Annotated in this window: 13 protein-coding genes and 1 pseudogene; 9 read left to right on the top strand and 5 right to left on the bottom strand. The window is 43.9% G+C overall.

Annotation, left to right across the window (positions count from 1 at the left end):
• Positions 1-106: pseudogene (locus tag IQQ51_RS27160) on the top strand (hydroxyethylthiazole kinase); the annotation flags it as partial.
• A gap of 152 nt (positions 107-258) precedes the next feature.
• On the opposite strand, the gene IQQ51_RS14885 reads toward IQQ51_RS27160, so the two are convergent.
• Positions 259-2,202, bottom strand: coding sequence for a methyl-accepting chemotaxis protein (locus IQQ51_RS14885; RefSeq protein WP_193841487.1), 1,944 nt, complete (start codon positions 2,200-2,202; stop codon positions 259-261).
• 262 nt (positions 2,203-2,464) lie between these two features.
• Between IQQ51_RS14885 and thiE the strand changes: the two genes are divergently transcribed.
• Entirely contained in the window at positions 2,465-3,082 is a 618-nt protein-coding gene (thiE, locus tag IQQ51_RS14880) for a thiamine phosphate synthase (protein ID WP_193841486.1), read from the top strand.
• Positions 3,083-3,213: 131 nt separating this feature from the next.
• Here thiE and IQQ51_RS14875 read toward each other — a convergent pair whose 3' ends face one another.
• Positions 3,214-3,558 (bottom strand): thiamine-phosphate diphosphorylase, encoded by a 345-nt coding sequence (locus IQQ51_RS14875; RefSeq protein ID WP_193841498.1) that lies wholly within the window; start codon positions 3,556-3,558, stop codon positions 3,214-3,216.
• 442 nt (positions 3,559-4,000) lie between these two features.
• Positions 4,001-4,903, bottom strand: a complete 903-nt coding sequence (locus IQQ51_RS14870) for a LysR family transcriptional regulator (protein WP_193841485.1) — start codon at positions 4,901-4,903, stop codon at positions 4,001-4,003.
• Positions 4,904-5,040: 137 nt separating this feature from the next.
• Here IQQ51_RS14870 and IQQ51_RS14865 point away from each other — a divergent pair, with 137 nt between their 5' ends.
• From IQQ51_RS14865 to IQQ51_RS14845, 5 genes are all read left to right on the top strand, one after another.
• Positions 5,041-5,469, top strand: coding sequence for a PACE efflux transporter (locus IQQ51_RS14865; protein WP_017066716.1), 429 nt, complete (start codon positions 5,041-5,043; stop codon positions 5,467-5,469).
• Positions 5,470-5,651: 182 nt separating this feature from the next.
• Complete coding sequence (locus IQQ51_RS14860; protein WP_050652689.1) at positions 5,652-6,632, top strand: helix-turn-helix domain-containing protein; 981 nt, start codon at positions 5,652-5,654, stop codon at positions 6,630-6,632.
• A gap of 358 nt (positions 6,633-6,990) precedes the next feature.
• The gene (locus IQQ51_RS14855; protein WP_048606124.1) at positions 6,991-8,367 is read left to right on the top strand and encodes a metal-dependent hydrolase family protein; all 1,377 of its coding nucleotides are present in this window, start codon (positions 6,991-6,993) and stop codon (positions 8,365-8,367) included.
• 159 nt (positions 8,368-8,526) lie between these two features.
• A complete protein-coding gene (locus IQQ51_RS14850; protein WP_248367735.1) occupies positions 8,527-9,120 on the top strand; it encodes a DUF3299 domain-containing protein in 594 nt (197 codons plus the stop codon).
• Positions 9,121-9,285: 165 nt separating this feature from the next.
• Positions 9,286-10,485, top strand: coding sequence for a carbohydrate porin (locus tag IQQ51_RS14845; RefSeq protein WP_193841497.1), 1,200 nt, complete (start codon positions 9,286-9,288; stop codon positions 10,483-10,485).
• A 96-nt stretch (positions 10,486-10,581) separates the two neighbouring features.
• On the opposite strand, the gene IQQ51_RS14840 is transcribed toward IQQ51_RS14845, so the two are convergent.
• Positions 10,582-11,049, bottom strand: a complete 468-nt coding sequence (locus tag IQQ51_RS14840; protein WP_004731619.1) for a hypothetical protein — start codon at positions 11,047-11,049, stop codon at positions 10,582-10,584.
• 343 nt (positions 11,050-11,392) lie between these two features.
• Here IQQ51_RS14840 and IQQ51_RS14835 point away from each other — a divergent pair, with 343 nt between their 5' ends.
• Together IQQ51_RS14835 and IQQ51_RS14830 are read left to right on the top strand one after the other, a co-directional pair.
• Complete coding sequence (locus tag IQQ51_RS14835) at positions 11,393-12,397, top strand: Solitary outer membrane autotransporter beta-barrel domain (RefSeq protein ID WP_193841484.1); 1,005 nt, start codon at positions 11,393-11,395, stop codon at positions 12,395-12,397.
• 118 nt (positions 12,398-12,515) lie between these two features.
• Complete coding sequence (locus IQQ51_RS14830; protein ID WP_193841483.1) at positions 12,516-13,577, top strand: GGDEF domain-containing protein; 1,062 nt, start codon at positions 12,516-12,518, stop codon at positions 13,575-13,577.
• 36 nt (positions 13,578-13,613) lie between these two features.
• Here the strand turns inward: IQQ51_RS14830 and IQQ51_RS14825 are convergent, their stop codons facing one another.
• Complete coding sequence (locus tag IQQ51_RS14825; protein ID WP_050644271.1) at positions 13,614-14,609, bottom strand: helix-turn-helix domain-containing protein; 996 nt, start codon at positions 14,607-14,609, stop codon at positions 13,614-13,616.
• Between the last annotated feature and the right edge of the window lie 144 nt (positions 14,610-14,753).

Genomic DNA, 14,753 nt, shown 5'->3' with positions numbered 1-14,753 from the left:
CGTGGCGGAGAACTCACGTGGCCCAGGTAGCTTACAGATGAACTTGCTTGATGAACTGTATCAACTCGATGAAGAGACACTGATTCAACGCTTGAAGATTCAGTAGGTTTAATCTAGTTCTAAGCTCAAAACTGATAGTTCGAAGTTAATAGCTCTTAATTTAAAGCTTTTAACTAAAAGAAAGCCCCCGACACTTATGTGTAGGGGGCCTTTTGTTTGTGACTCAGAACCGTGTCAGCTGTGATAAAGCAGCTTATGCTAGGTTCTAAAACGATTCACTTGGCTTTCTAGGTGGTGAGCAACTTCGGTTAAGTCGCTCGCTGCACCTGAAATGCTGCTGACCGACTCTTGGTTGCTTTGCGCGATGGTATTGGCACCTTGCGCATTTTCACCCAGTGATTTGGTTAAGCAATCCTGCTCATCGACGGATGTCGCGATTTGGCTGTTGGCCTGATTCAAATCTTGGATGTGTTGGTTAATCACATGCAAGTTCTGAGAAGCTTGTTGCGCCTGAGTCGAAGCATCAGAAACCGTGCTGTGACTCTCTTTGATCGATTCGAGTGCGTCTTTAGCGCCACGCTGTAGCGAGGTGATGAGTTCGTCAATCTGACTCGCAGAATCTTGAGTTCGCTTAGCGAGCGTTCTTACTTCATCGGCTACGACGGCAAATCCACGACCTTGTTCACCCGCGCGAGCTGCTTCAATAGCCGCGTTCAATGCCAGTAGGTTGGTTTGCTCAGAAACGCCCTTGATTACTTCAAGAATGGCACCAATGTTCATCGACTCTTTGTGTAGGTCCGTCACTTTCTGGCTGCTGACCTGCATGCTTTCATCGGCACTGCCAATTTCGTGCAGTGTTTTATCTACTTCTTTGAGTCCCATAGCGACATTCTCGGTTGCTTGGTTGGCAACTTGAGACGCGTGGTTAGCACTTGCCGCAATTTCTGATGTGCTTGAAGCCAATTGATCAACGGCAGAAGAGATATTGATCATTTCATTGTTCAACTGTGTTGCGTTGGTCGAGCTGTTGTTTGTCACTTGATTGAGTGACTCCGACATCTCACCAATGCGCACGCTAGAACGGTTCACTTGACCAACAATATCGCGCAGAGATTCAATGGTGATCTCCATATTAGTCAGCAGTTCACCAATCTCATTCTTGCTCTCAATGTTCACTTCAACATTTAAGTTGCCCTGAGAAAGCTCGTTGGTGATCTGTTTAACCTGCGCGATGCCCTTGGTGATAGAGCGAGTCACCAACACGGCGCTCGTCATACCAATAACTAAGGCCACACCCGTCAGCAATATGATGATTTGTATTGAACGCTTTTCACTGGCTTGCAGTACTGGTGTGAGCGCTTGTTTCTGGTGCTCGAGAATACTTTGAGCATCCGCGACCGCAATCGCTAAGCTGTCACCAATAGAGGCGAGGGTAGCGGTTCTTTGCGTGTTCTCAATCATCTGTTGATGAACTTGCTCAAAGCCTTTTGCATACGCTTCGCGTTGGTTCGAGAAGTCCTCAATCAGCTCACTTTGATAAGGCGATGATTTGAGAGATTCAATGTCGCCTTCAATACCTGGTAGCGCGTATTCAAAGATATCTTTACCCGCTTCATAGGTTTTGAGGTCGTTGTTGTTTGAGTAACTGAGCACAGTGATCTTGGCTGCGAGGAAGTTCTCCATCAACATGCCTGCGTATAAGCTCGCGTTTGGATCGTTGTTATTGTAAGACTCATACAGCAAGCTCTGAGCTGCTTTCAGTGCGTTGGTTTCTCGTTTGACCATCTCAACGTTGACCAGTTGGTCAATGAGGAGCTCACTCTGTTTCATTGACCCATAAGCCACATCAAACGCCGCCACGCTGTCTTGCACTAATTGCAGGCTAGCTAGGCTATCGGTTTTGCTGGTGGACTGGATTAAGTTGTTGAGAAGATCATCAATCGCAAGTTTGCTTGATTGATAATTCGTTTCGTACTGTTCATCCAATGACTCTAAGTAACGTTCAGAAGCTAAACGCATCTGAAGAAAGTGCACTTGAATGTTGCTTGATAATGTCGCTTTTTGGCTGAGTTCGCTGTATTGGCTAAAGCCGTTCGACAAGGTTTGGATACCTTTGTAACTCACAAAGCCTGAAATGACGAAAAAGAGCAAGCAGATGGCATAACCCAGCTTGATCTTGAGCGCTATAGAAAGGTGGCGCATAACTATCCCTATATTTACCTGATTCCTTCACAGCGGAGTATTTCATAAAACAGCGTTCTGGGCATGCTTGAAGTGAATACTTTGTGTAATAAGTAACGCTTTAGTTAAAAAGTTCAGGTTTTTCGGCATGCTTTCAACGAGTTGCGTATTTGATGGTGCGTGTGTCATTGAGCTAATTTAGTATTAACTTCCATGCACATGATGCGATTTGTCGGTAAAATGGTGCAACGCCAATTTTAGATATCGACTCCAAAGGTACGAAATGAACCCTTATAAGCTCTACTTAGTAACGGATGACCAACAAGATTTAGAAACGCTTAAGTTCGTGGTTGAACAAGCGGTTGCAGGTGGCGTTACTATGGTCCAAGTAAGAGAAAAACATGGGGACGTAAGAGCCTTCATTGAACGAGCACAAGCGGTTAAGTCGATTTTGGCAGGCTCAGGTGTACCGCTGATCATTAACGATCGGGTAGACGTTGCATTGGCTGTCGACGCCGATGGTTTGCACTTAGGGCAATCGGATATGCCTGCAGAGTTAGCCCGTCAGTTGATTGGCCCAGACAAGATTCTTGGTCTGTCGATCGAAACTGAGCAACAGCTTCAAGAAGCCGATAGCTTGCCGATCGATTACATTGGCCTCAGTGCGCTTTTTGCCACACCGACCAAGACGAATCTAAAGAAACATTGGGGTTATGAAGGCATTCAAATGGCTTTGGAAACAACGAAGTTGCCGATTGTGGGTATCGGTGGAATCAACGAGTCGAATATTCCACAGTTGGTTAACACAGGTATTCATGGATTGGCCTTGGTATCAGCGATATGTCACGCAGAAAGCCCAAAACAAGCGACGCAGGATCTGCTATCTCTGATGGGAGAGTGAAAAGGGGAGTAGATACTAGAAAACAAATGACGTTGGTCATCTGTTTTCTAGTGAAAGCACAAGCACGGAGTTGTGCTACATGTGTTTACCGATGGAGTATTTAAGGTGCTCTATCTAACACATCGCTTGGTCTACTGAATGCACAGAGCAACCGTGCCGATGACCATAAGAACGATCGCAGCGTACCAACCGTATTGTGCAGTTTTATCAGCAACAAACACCTTAATGTAGTTGATCTCTTCATGCGCCATTGCGATGAAGTCCGTGTAGTTAATCGACAACTCACGGCTAGCTTCTTTCAGGTCTTGTTGAAGCTTGTTGAAAGACTCATCGATGAAGCTCTTTGTTTCCGAAGCAGACGGAGTAGCAGTTAACGCTAGGCTATTCCAAACCGCCATACGCGATTCATATTCGCTTTCACTGACACAATTAAGTACGCGTAAATCATACTCTCGTTTGTTACGCTCTTTACCCATTTTCTCAGGGCAAATATTTCTTAAAACGTTCACGACAAATTTTCCAAAAGGTTCATTTAGATATAAAAAAGCACTCAAAGAGCGCTCATAAACTGGGTGCGAATTAATATTCAAAAAGTGATCTATTTGAAACCGATATAAGCAACTGCAAGGCTGAGCGCTTATCTGGGAGATTTGAAGTTGAGTCAGTGGTGTTAAAGAGCGATTTGGGCTTGTCTATATTCGTTTGAAAAGACAAACCCGTTGGGATCGCATAGTAGTTATGTCACTTTGGGACATCAACTAGGGTGTTTTATCCACACGACAAAGATATTTATCGGCAAGATAAGCAGAAATGAGGTAGCGGTGGTGGGTTCCATGCCGATATTGAATCTATGAATTGACGATGTTTTGAAAATAGAGGAGTTTTCGAAAACAGAGGTGCTTTCAAAAATACAGGAGGCTAGTTAGCCTGCCATTGATTGTATTGCAGTGAGTGTCCCTTAAGCTGCTCGATAAGACTGGTGAGAACTGGGCCATTGATATGGCTGCGAGAAACTAAACATCCCACTGGAGTAATCCAACCACCATGCTCGTGCGAAACAGGCAACGCCACAAGATCGCCTTTTTGAATGCCTTCCATCACCATCATCTCGGGCACATTCGCCCACCCTACGTTCTGTTCAACGAGATCAACAATGGTCTTGTGGTTGTTGGCATACCAAAGCATCGAGCTAATACCGTAGGTGAACCACAGTTCGCGCTGCTTTGAGCTGCGATGCACACATTGGCGATAGCGTTTGAGGTCTGAATCTTGTACTACCGACATTTGGCTGAGTTCATGAGTGGCAGAGCTAACGGTTAGGAAACGCGCTTGGCCCAGCAAGAAGAAGTCCATATCGACCTTAAGTTCGCCGTCCGCGTAAATGATGCCAATCTGTGCTTTTCCGCGTCTTACGAGGTCTTCCACATCGAAGGTTGAGGCCGTAATAATATCGAAGTGCGTGATTGGGAACTGATCGGCCAGTGAGCTGATTATCTTAATGAAATTCTTATCTATGATGCTTTCATCAACCGCAATGATCAGTTCGTGCTCATCTTCTTGTGTGAGCGATTCTACTTTTTGGTCGAAGTACTTTTGTTGGTCGAGAATCGACTTAGCGACAGGTAATAACGCTTTACCTGTGTTGGTCAAAACGGGGATGTTTTTCTCTCGGTTAAACAGCTCTTGGTCGATGGCTATTTCGAGATTCGCGATCGACTGGCTGACTCCAGACTGAGCGCGTTTCAGTTTGCGAGCGGCGGCAGAGAAAGAGCCACTTTCACACACAGTGACGAAGACTTTTAGTTGCTCAAAACTGTACATGTTATTTCTCGGTCAATTCAAAATGTGGTACATACACTTAAGCTATCACTAATCGTGATGGCTGTTAACTTTCTCTTATTGTTTTCGGTGACATAATTTCGGCTAACCCACCATGTAATAAATAGCTATAGGAATGTATGAGTACGTTAGAGAGAGTTTTCCACTCGGTATTGTTTGAAGTATTGGCCGTCACACTGTCAATTATAGGTTTAGCGATATTTACTGATCACGATGTGAATGCACTATCAGGAACCATGATAGTTGTTGCGACTATCGCAATGATTTGGAACTACTGTTTTAACCGTATTTTTGATCGTTATTTCACGGGTGAAAAATCAAAGCGTTCGCTTAAGTTACGTGTTTTTCACGTCGTGCTATTTGAGGCTGGCTTGTTGATCGCGACGATCCCTGTGATGGCATACTTACTTAACGTTGGGTTATGGCAGGCATTTTTGATGGACATCGGCGTGACCATTTTTATTACCATTTACGCGTTTGTGTTTAATCTGATTTATGACCATGTTCGAGCATTCTGGGTACGCAGAGGGGAGCTAGCCGTTCAGTAATCTACCAAGTCAGTAAACACTATTTTGGCCACTAACCGTTTGTTTATTCGTTATTTTGACGGAGATATTCGGTTAGTAGGCCTAGGTAGCCCATCGTTTGTTCTGCTATCTTAAATAAGGTGATAATTTGAGTTCTTGAAATAACAGATTAAGAGGAAAGGATGCCAGATACCTCTCAGATAATGACAGTGGTAGATAAGAAGGAAGTCGAGCTGTTTGCGGAACTGTTCAAACATATCGATGGTGAAATCTACACCTTGTTACGCAGTGCCAAAATCCCCAATGACATTCTCACCAGCAATGACCATTACGATTATCTCCCAGAGACCACCATAAAAAATGTGGTCAAGATTATGGGGGAGTCGGCGTCGAGAGAAGAGTTTTCGTTGTTTATGTGGAGCTTTTGCAAGCAAACCTATGTGCCAAGGTTTGTGGCTAAGCTAAGCCAACAGGATTCATTGAAAAGTGCACTAGACCAATTTGGTGAGCAGTTGAAGCTCATATCCAATGGGGCGAATGTCTATACCAAGCAATCCGGAGGCAAGTGGTGGTTTGTTCGCGAGAAGCCGTTTACTAACGCGCCTTGGTTTAAGTTCGCTGAACTGTTCTCTGTCATTTTCATCAACGAGCTGCTTTCAGTATTAACGCAAGGACGTTGGAAGCCGTCTGAGGTTGGCATTCAAAGTGGCGATCTCGAATGTTTTCAATCTCTTCCGCAAATGGGCACTGCTCAGTTTTATACACAGAGACCCGTTACTGCCTTTGAAATTCCAGAAGAAATCATGCTTGCGCCGATTGTTTTACCCAAAATTGCTCAAGTATTAGATCTCACTAAGCCTTTACCTAGCTCATTTCTGAGCGCTTTTAAGCTTGTTATAAAACCTTATCTCACGATGGGGAAACTGCCAATTAGCTTGGCATCTGAGATTCTGAATATTCATGTTAGGACGATCCAGCGTCGGTTGGAAAGTGAAGGCGTGGTCTACAAAACCTTGATTGAAGAGATGGTTCTTGAGCAGGTCTTGGAATTGCTAGAGCAGTCCGATCTATCGATCACGCAAGTGGGTGCGAAGATGGGGTATTCCGATTCTTCCCACTTTACCCGAGCGTTCAAACGACAGATGAACATGACGCCAAGACAGTACCGAAAAGAGCACAGCTAACGCCGGTAAGCAGCAGTACCAAGCTACCAGTAAGAGCTTCGGCAATAACCGCTCCGCAGCGAAACTCTAGCCAGTAAGTAAAAATTCCAGCCAGTAAGCAGAAACCGTAGCCTGAACGCATAATTATTTATTGTCACCAAATGGCCATTTATCAACCTTGAACACTGGCAGTATCACTACTAAGTTATTGAATGTGGATGAGTTGTTTTTGCCTCGATTTTTTTCCCGGAATTTTGATTAGATTTTTGTGATTATCGCGGCTGACAAAAACACCTTTGAAACCTCAATGCACTCATTAGTAGTTACGGAATCGTTATGGGAAGTGGACTCCACTCATAAACGGAATCAAGGTGTATAAATGAAAAATGCAGGCTTAAAACTCTCTGTTGTTGCTCTTTCGTGTTCATTTGCTCTATCTGCAAATGCGGCATCAACGTTATTTACCAATGTTGATATTTTCAATGGTACAGAAAACAAACTTTACGAAGATCATCACGTACTGGTTGAAGACAATCTAATCAAACAAATTTCGGCAAACCCAATTGAAGCCCTTGAAGCTAAAGTGATTGATGGCGAGGGCAAGACGTTAATGCCCGGCTTAATCGATGGCCATGCTCACGTTATGATGAACTATAATTTTGGTGACATCGAAACCAATAAAGATCTCACCGACATCTCTATTCATGCAACGCAAGTGGCTAAGCGCTACTTAGATGATGGTTTTACAACCGTCCGTGATATGGGCGGACCTGCTTTCGGTTTGGCTCGCGAAATTGAGAGTGGCAATGTCGTTGGTCCTCGAATTTATCCGTCTGGCGCATTTATCTCTCAAACATCAGGTCACGGTGATTTCCGAGATAGAAGTGATCCCGGTTTCACGCCTAATTTGGTAGGGGATATTTCTAACTTCGAAAGAATGGGCATTGGCGCTGTAGCCGATGGCGTGCCTGAAGTACTCAAAGCGACAAGGCTGAACTTACGCAATGGTGCGACTCAGATAAAGATCATGGCCGGTGGTGGTGGTTCATCTCGATTTGACCCGATTGATACAACTCAATACTCGGTAGACGAAACCTGCGCCATCGTTGAAGCAGCAAAAGATTGGAACACTTATGTTGCTGCGCATACATTCAATGATCGCTCGGTAAATCGTCTGCTTGATTGTGGCGTAAAAACCTTCGAGCACGGGTTCTTTATTAATGACGACACGATGAAGAGAATTGCAAAAGAGGGCGGATACGTTGTTCCACAGATGTGGGGACTATCACCAGATCTAGCAAAGAATCCACTTATGCCTGCAGAAAAACTGCCGATGGTTGCTCAGCTTCAAGAGCAGTATGGTGACTACGGTAAACGCCTACTTGAAAATAACGTGAAGGTTGTTTTTGCATCAGACTATGTAGGTGCAGACTCGGATGCCGAGAGAGCTCGTCGTTACGAAATTTACTGGAGAACAGAAGCGTTTGGTAGCAACTTCGAAGTGCTGAAACAAATGACTTCTACAGCTGGTGAAATGTTAGCGATGTCAGGTCCTAGAGGCACAACCCAAGGTAAGTTAGGTGTCATCGAAAAGGATGCCGTTGCAGATATTCTACTGGTAGATGGTAATCCACTGGAAGACATGACGGTATTAGGTGCGACCACCGAGTGGTTCGACGCTGACCCTGAATACAAGACTATCGATACGATTAAATTGGTAATGAAAGATGGCGTTGTATATCGCAACGAAATGTAATCTTTGGTTTGATGTTTAATAGTTAGGTAGGGGGAATTTCTCCTCTACCTAACGTAGTTTTACGATGTTTGTGTGAGGTAAAGTGTCATGGTCATTTTGAAGCCAATTTGTTCTCTGTTTGTATTGTGTTGTTTGTCATTTTCATTATTGGCTAGCGAAGTGAAAGTTACATACTGGGACGAGTTAGTTCCAAGCATGGAGTTGATAGAAGACCCATTTCAAAAGCTTGATCGAAATCAGATGTTTGATATGGCGACCATTGCTCGCTTTAAAGACGCGCAAACTGAAGACGGTTTTGTCGCAAGTGACGAAGCAACGCAAGAAATAATTGAAGTGACAGAGAGATTGAGAAAGCAAGACGTCGATGTTGAAGCGCTGTTTGTTGCTCGTGAGCAAATTATGAAGCAACGAGAAGCGTTAGGTTCTAAACCAAATAATGAGGTTGTCGGTAGTAAGCATCGAATCCCTGGCTATATCACTCCGATTGAAATGGACGGAACTAAAGTTACTAAGTTCTTCTTAGTGCCTTCTGCAGGAGCTTGTATCCACACACCACCACCTCCAGCGAATCAATTGGTGCTGATAGATTACCCTCAAGGTATTGAATTGGTGAGCTTAATGACGCCAGTATGGGTTGAAGGTGAGTTAACAGGGCATCAATCGAAAGAAAATGTGAATTACTCTGACGGCGCAGCCAACGTGCAGTCGGTCTATGCGATGAAAGCGGACGGTATAGAGCAGTATCAACCTTAAGCTAGCGCATCTAGTGCGCTCCAATCTCATGTTGGAAGTATTTAAATCACCCCGTGTCATCAAATGACAATTTTCAATGTGAGTAATAACTAAAATAAAACTAACTTAAAAAGCACTGGTGACATGATGAACTCAAGATTCTCTAAAATAAGTATGGCTATTGTGATGGCTGCAAGCCCAATGAGCGGCGTTGTTTACGGCGCTAACTTTGAAGGCCCAGATTCTGTTGAAAATACAATTGCAGAGCAGAAAGCACAAAAAAAATCTTGGAGGGAGTCATTAGCTGAAGATGGTTTTACATTTGGTGCGGATTACTTTGCTTTGGGGCTGACCTCAGGAGATGGGGCTGGCGGCGATAGCGTTGATGCATCGTCGGGTGTGGCTCGATTATACGGTTCATGGCATCTATTCGGAAAGGACACTCAGAACTCAGGGAGCTTAGTTTGGAAGGTGGAACATAGGCATGCCTATGGTGATACTTCGCCAAAAGGCTATTCATTCGGCCCACTTGGCTATGTCGGTTCAATTGGCCCTGCATACAGTGACCAAGGGTTTCGTGTTACGGACTTAAATTGGAAGCAAAAAATCAACGATGGCAAAGGCACTATTGTTGTCGGTTGGCAGGATGTAACGAACTACGCCGATGTTTACGCTCTAGCAAGCCCGTGGTCTGGTTTTACTAATTTGGCATTCTCGACAGGCTCTGGTGCGATGGGCTTACCTGATGATGGTGTATTGGCCCTTTCTGCTGGTCATATGTTGGGCGAAAATTTTTATGTGGTCGGTGGTATCGCGGACGCAAAGGGTAAATCAGATGATATTTTTGATGGCTTTGATACTGCCTTCGGTAGCGATGCGTCTTACTTCACCACACTGGAATTAGGTTGGACGGCTTCGCAAAAGCAGATCTATACCGATAACTTTCATGTGACTTTTTGGGACTTTGGTGACGGTACTCGTCATAGTAATAGCCTTGCTGCGGAAGGTGGCTCGGGCGTTAACTTCTCATGGAGTCAGTTCATGACTGATCAAGTGATGCCGTTTGTTCGTGGTGGTTTCTCTGAAGGAGATGTTGCCCTTTACGATAAGTCGATTTCTGTTGGTATGGGGTACTTTGGATTAGGAAAACCGACCAACAACCTTGGTGTAGCGCTAAACTGGGCGGAAGTGAATGGTGATTCTTTTGCAGCTGATGCGAAAGCAATAAGCGGTAGCACAGAGCAATGGACAGCGGAGATCTACTACAACATGCAGTTTGGTGACCATTTCCAAGTAACGCCTGACATCCAGTACATAAAGGATCCTGCATTCTCCAATGAAAGCAGCGCTTGGGTGTTTGGTATTAGAGCGAGAGTATTTATCTAACAGCTCTGCTTGTTAATCGCTGAAACGTAAAGAACAGATGTAAAAAGTGAGCCTTGATAGGCTCACTTTTTTGTCTTAGGTCTGAATCAAAAGCGGCTATGCTTTCTCGGCTTTGGGCGTATCATCAAGTGCGAAGTAGATCTTTGAAACAATAATCTCTGCGACCAAAATAGTGAATACCACAGCGAAGAACGCCACCACACCATTCCAAGGGCCTGTGAAGTCTACCTTGTCTCCAAATAAGATATTGATGGCTTCCAACATTACAAACTTAGAGCCCACCAAAATCACGTAACTGGATAAACCGCGATAAATCTTAGGTGCAGTCCCCGGTTTAGATTTGAAGTAATCTGCCAGCTTATGTTCTAAGCCGATAGACAATTTGAGTAGGAGTTGAAGCAAAATCGCAGCTGCAAATGAGATGGTGAATGATTCGATATTGACGAAGTCCCAGTATTCATCAAAAAAATTAAGAACGGTTAAATCGACGAGTACCGCAAGCGTGTATCCGACAAAGAGTCGTTGGGGCGTATTAAATCCATATACTTTTTCTATATTGCTCATCTACTTCTTCCTGAGTAAAGGGTTATAAAAAACTTAGGAGTTAATCTTATAATTTTCAAACGCTTATTGTTTTATATGCGAAACAGGTCTTAAAGTCGGCTTGGCGTATTATGGTAAGTAAGGGTTTTAAGAATGATCCAAGATAAGACTCCAATTTAGACAGAGGCGCATATGATTATTCATTTTAGAATCCAAGACGTAGAAGAACTTTGGGGATCCATCGATTTGGCAACGCTCTTGCAGTTGGAACTGAGAGCAGTATCAACCACACCGTTAACTCTCTGATTGAAATAGTTAAGTTACCAATTACACTTGAAGCATAAGTTTGAATGGAGTCAACTTAATGCTTTCACCCCAATCGCTGTATTCCTCTTCTATTGCTCTGATCTTAACTGGCCTTTTTTCATCCTCGGCCTATGCATCCAATGAATTGATTCAGAACCGCTTAGAGAAGATATTTTCTGTGTCAATTGCGCTGACTGACAGCGATGCCATTTCAATTGGCTTTGTGGATTTTGATCCTAATTCGTTTATCAACTTAAACGACAGTGGTTTTGGATCCGATAAAACCATCGATACTCGAAGCCAAGTGAGTGTGGGCTCCATCCCTTACTCTTCCGTGATTAAAACGGATGACCCTGACTTTGACCTTATTTGGTCTGTGCGAGGGTCTTATGCGCTTTCTGAACAAGATATTGAAATCTCATCAGACGTGACCTCTGACCGTCGTGTTAACCCAAATGAAGACTCGGTATTGGGCCTGTATGGCTTTTTTGGAGGGCAAAACCATTTAAACCAACATTGGTCTATCGCCTATGGCTTAGGCACTCACTTGCTCTATTACCGCAATAAATACGAATACAACAACAGCTACTCTCAAGCATTTCAATCTCAGCTAGACGGCTACGCGTTGAATACATCAGCATGGGCGCTTGTTGCAGAACCTTCAGTCAAACTTCAATACTTGCAACCAAAGGAGTGGGGCAGTTGGAATGTGTCTTCAAGAGTTCGTTACTTTTATGGAACAGGCTGGGGCGAAGCGAACGATGGCGATATCGGTAACCCAGAAGGGATGCGATTCATTAATGAACTAGAGTTTAGGCAAAATGTAGCGCTCGATGCTTGGTCGCTGAATAACCCTCAAATCCACTATAACTTAACAAGAATCGATGTCGCGGGTGATTTGACGGCTCCTTTAGATACGCACTATTACTATGAATTTGGGGCAGGATTAGTATTTGATGTGCCTTATGACTCTTACTTTTTTGACAACTTCGGGATTGGAATTAACTTCAATTATGGCAGCTCACTCAGTGGCGGTAGCTTGCTATTCTTACTCAATAATTAGCATAAGTTGTTGATCTTCAAAGTACTCATATAATTTGAATTTGTATGTGTCGTAAAATGGTAAATATCTTAATCAAAACTTAGCCATCATAGTCATTCGCCCATCACCAGAGCAAACTATGAACAAGTTAAGTTATGACCGAAAAATGCCGCTATACGTGGTGTCTGCACTTGTCCTCAATATGGCATTTAGCTTGTGGTTGCTGAGTATTGCTTCTACGCCAGCCATGGTTTTTTCGGTGTGCGCCTTGTTTTTACTTAGCACTCTGATTACCGCACGCCTTTATCGACATGAAATGGCTCAAAGTAAGAATAACTTGTCGGAAGCGATCATTGATGGTGTCGCAGGTTTTATTGTCCTCGATAGTCAATTGAGGGTTATACAAGTCAATCAACAGTTCTCTCGGGTTTCAGGTTATGCCTTTGACCAAGTTGAATCTCGTCCGATTTCTGATCTCTGTTTTATGAATAACAGCAGTCTCATTGCGACCATTACTCGCTCACTGAAGGAAAACCAGAGATGGAAAGGTGAGTTGAGTGGCGTCAGTCGACTTGGTGAGCAGTTTACCGTAAACGTTGTGGTGGAAAAGCTAACTGAAATTCTGCCGCACAATAACAAGTACGTGGTGACCTTTACGGATATTAGCCGACGCAAGATATTGGAGCGTCGATTAAGAATGCTGGTGGAAACGGATTCACTGACAGGGTGCTGGAATCGACGCCGTTTTGATAACGACTTAAAACATTATTCAAACCTGGCAGAGCGTTATGGTTACACGCATTCCTGTTTGGCGTTGATCGATTTAGATCACTTCAAGGCTATCAATGATAATCACGGCCATGACCGAGGTGATTCAGCGCTGAAAGAGGTCGCTGAACTGTTGAGAAACAATATCCGAGACACTGACATCGTCGCGCGAGTAGGCGGAGAAGAGTTCGCTATCTTGATGCCTGAAACCAATTTGGCAGAAGCGTTTGAGGCGATGTATCGATTGAAAGAAGTGATTACCAAAGGAACAACATTGAACCTGACTGTGAGCAGTGGTGTGTCTGAAATACAGGCGCAAGCCGAAGCGACCTATCGCAGTGCAGATAAGGCACTTTACCGCGCTAAAGGTAACGGGCGAAATAGAGTGTGTAGCTCTAGCCCAGACTGTGCTACTCCAATTGCCCTTGGTTAGATGCAGGCCGTGCTTGGTTGATCAATCGAGCGGAGCCTAAGCCGAGATCGAGCGTTGGTAAATCTTCGGCGTAAGGCCAGACACACGCTTAAACGCACGAGAGAAATGAGAGATGTTGGTGTAACCGAGTTGGCTAGAAATGTAGGTCAGTGTGTGGCCTTCTTCCATCAGTTCACAAGCCACAGAAAACATCAGGTTCTCTTTGATCTTTCGATAAGTGGTGTTTTCGTTCTTGAGTTTGCGTTGGAACGTTCGCACTGAAAAGTTGAGCAGCTCTGCCGCCTCTTCAAGAGAGAGGTCTTGTTCTTTCATGTACGGTTTTAGAAGCTCATAAATACTATCGGTAAAGCTGGTATGCCACTCAATAAGTGTCGGTTTTGTACTGAGGTCTTTAGACGTAAGACGGATTGGGAGTTGTAAGATCTCATCAGGAATCTGCACAGCAGTCGACGAATGATCAACAAACAGTTGGCAGTTACTTGATACCAGTGTTTTGACGACATCGATGTCATGCCCTTGCAAGCGAACCTTAGTCGGTAACCATGGTGATTGCGACAAAATGGTTATTAACTCGATGATATAAATAACAGCGAAAGCTTCGCCCCATTGAAACATAGGCGAGTTGTCTTCCGGTGCTGTGCGGCAAAACCAGCTCTGACCGTGTTCTTGGATAAACTCGACTTTGCTGCCTGGTGAATCATAGGCAAAGATTGAATTGATCTGTTTTAGTGCATCACCAATGGTTTCGAATTCGGTAAATTGATGCAAGACATTTGGGATTATTCGACGTCGAAATGCGAGTCCTAGAATATCGGTGAACCGAGAAACACCAAGTTGTGCGGATGTCAGATAAATCAAACGTTTAATCGATTCTGATGGCACGAAGTCGCTTTCTGATTCAATGAGATCAGGCGGCAAACCAGAATCTTTGAGCAAAAGGTGAAGGTCGAGACCATAGTCAGAAAAAACCTGAACCAGAATTTTGGCGTAGTTCGTTTGAATTACCGGGACTTGGTAGTGACTAGAGCTCATTAGAATACAATCCTGTATATATTGTCGCATTATTAGACGTGCATATCATTTGCAACGTTTTGTTTACTAAATCTAACCCTATTTACTTGAGTTTTCCATTACCGGGTTTATTTTTAAAGTATTAATTTTGTTGATGTTAGTTAT

It is taken from the genome of Vibrio sp. OPT18 (genome assembly GCF_015163615.1).
In the GTDB taxonomy this organism is placed as follows: domain Bacteria; phylum Pseudomonadota; class Gammaproteobacteria; order Enterobacterales; family Vibrionaceae; genus Vibrio; species Vibrio coralliirubri.
Note: the sequence above shows the minus strand (reverse complement) of the source record. Positions and strands in the feature narration are given on the sequence as shown.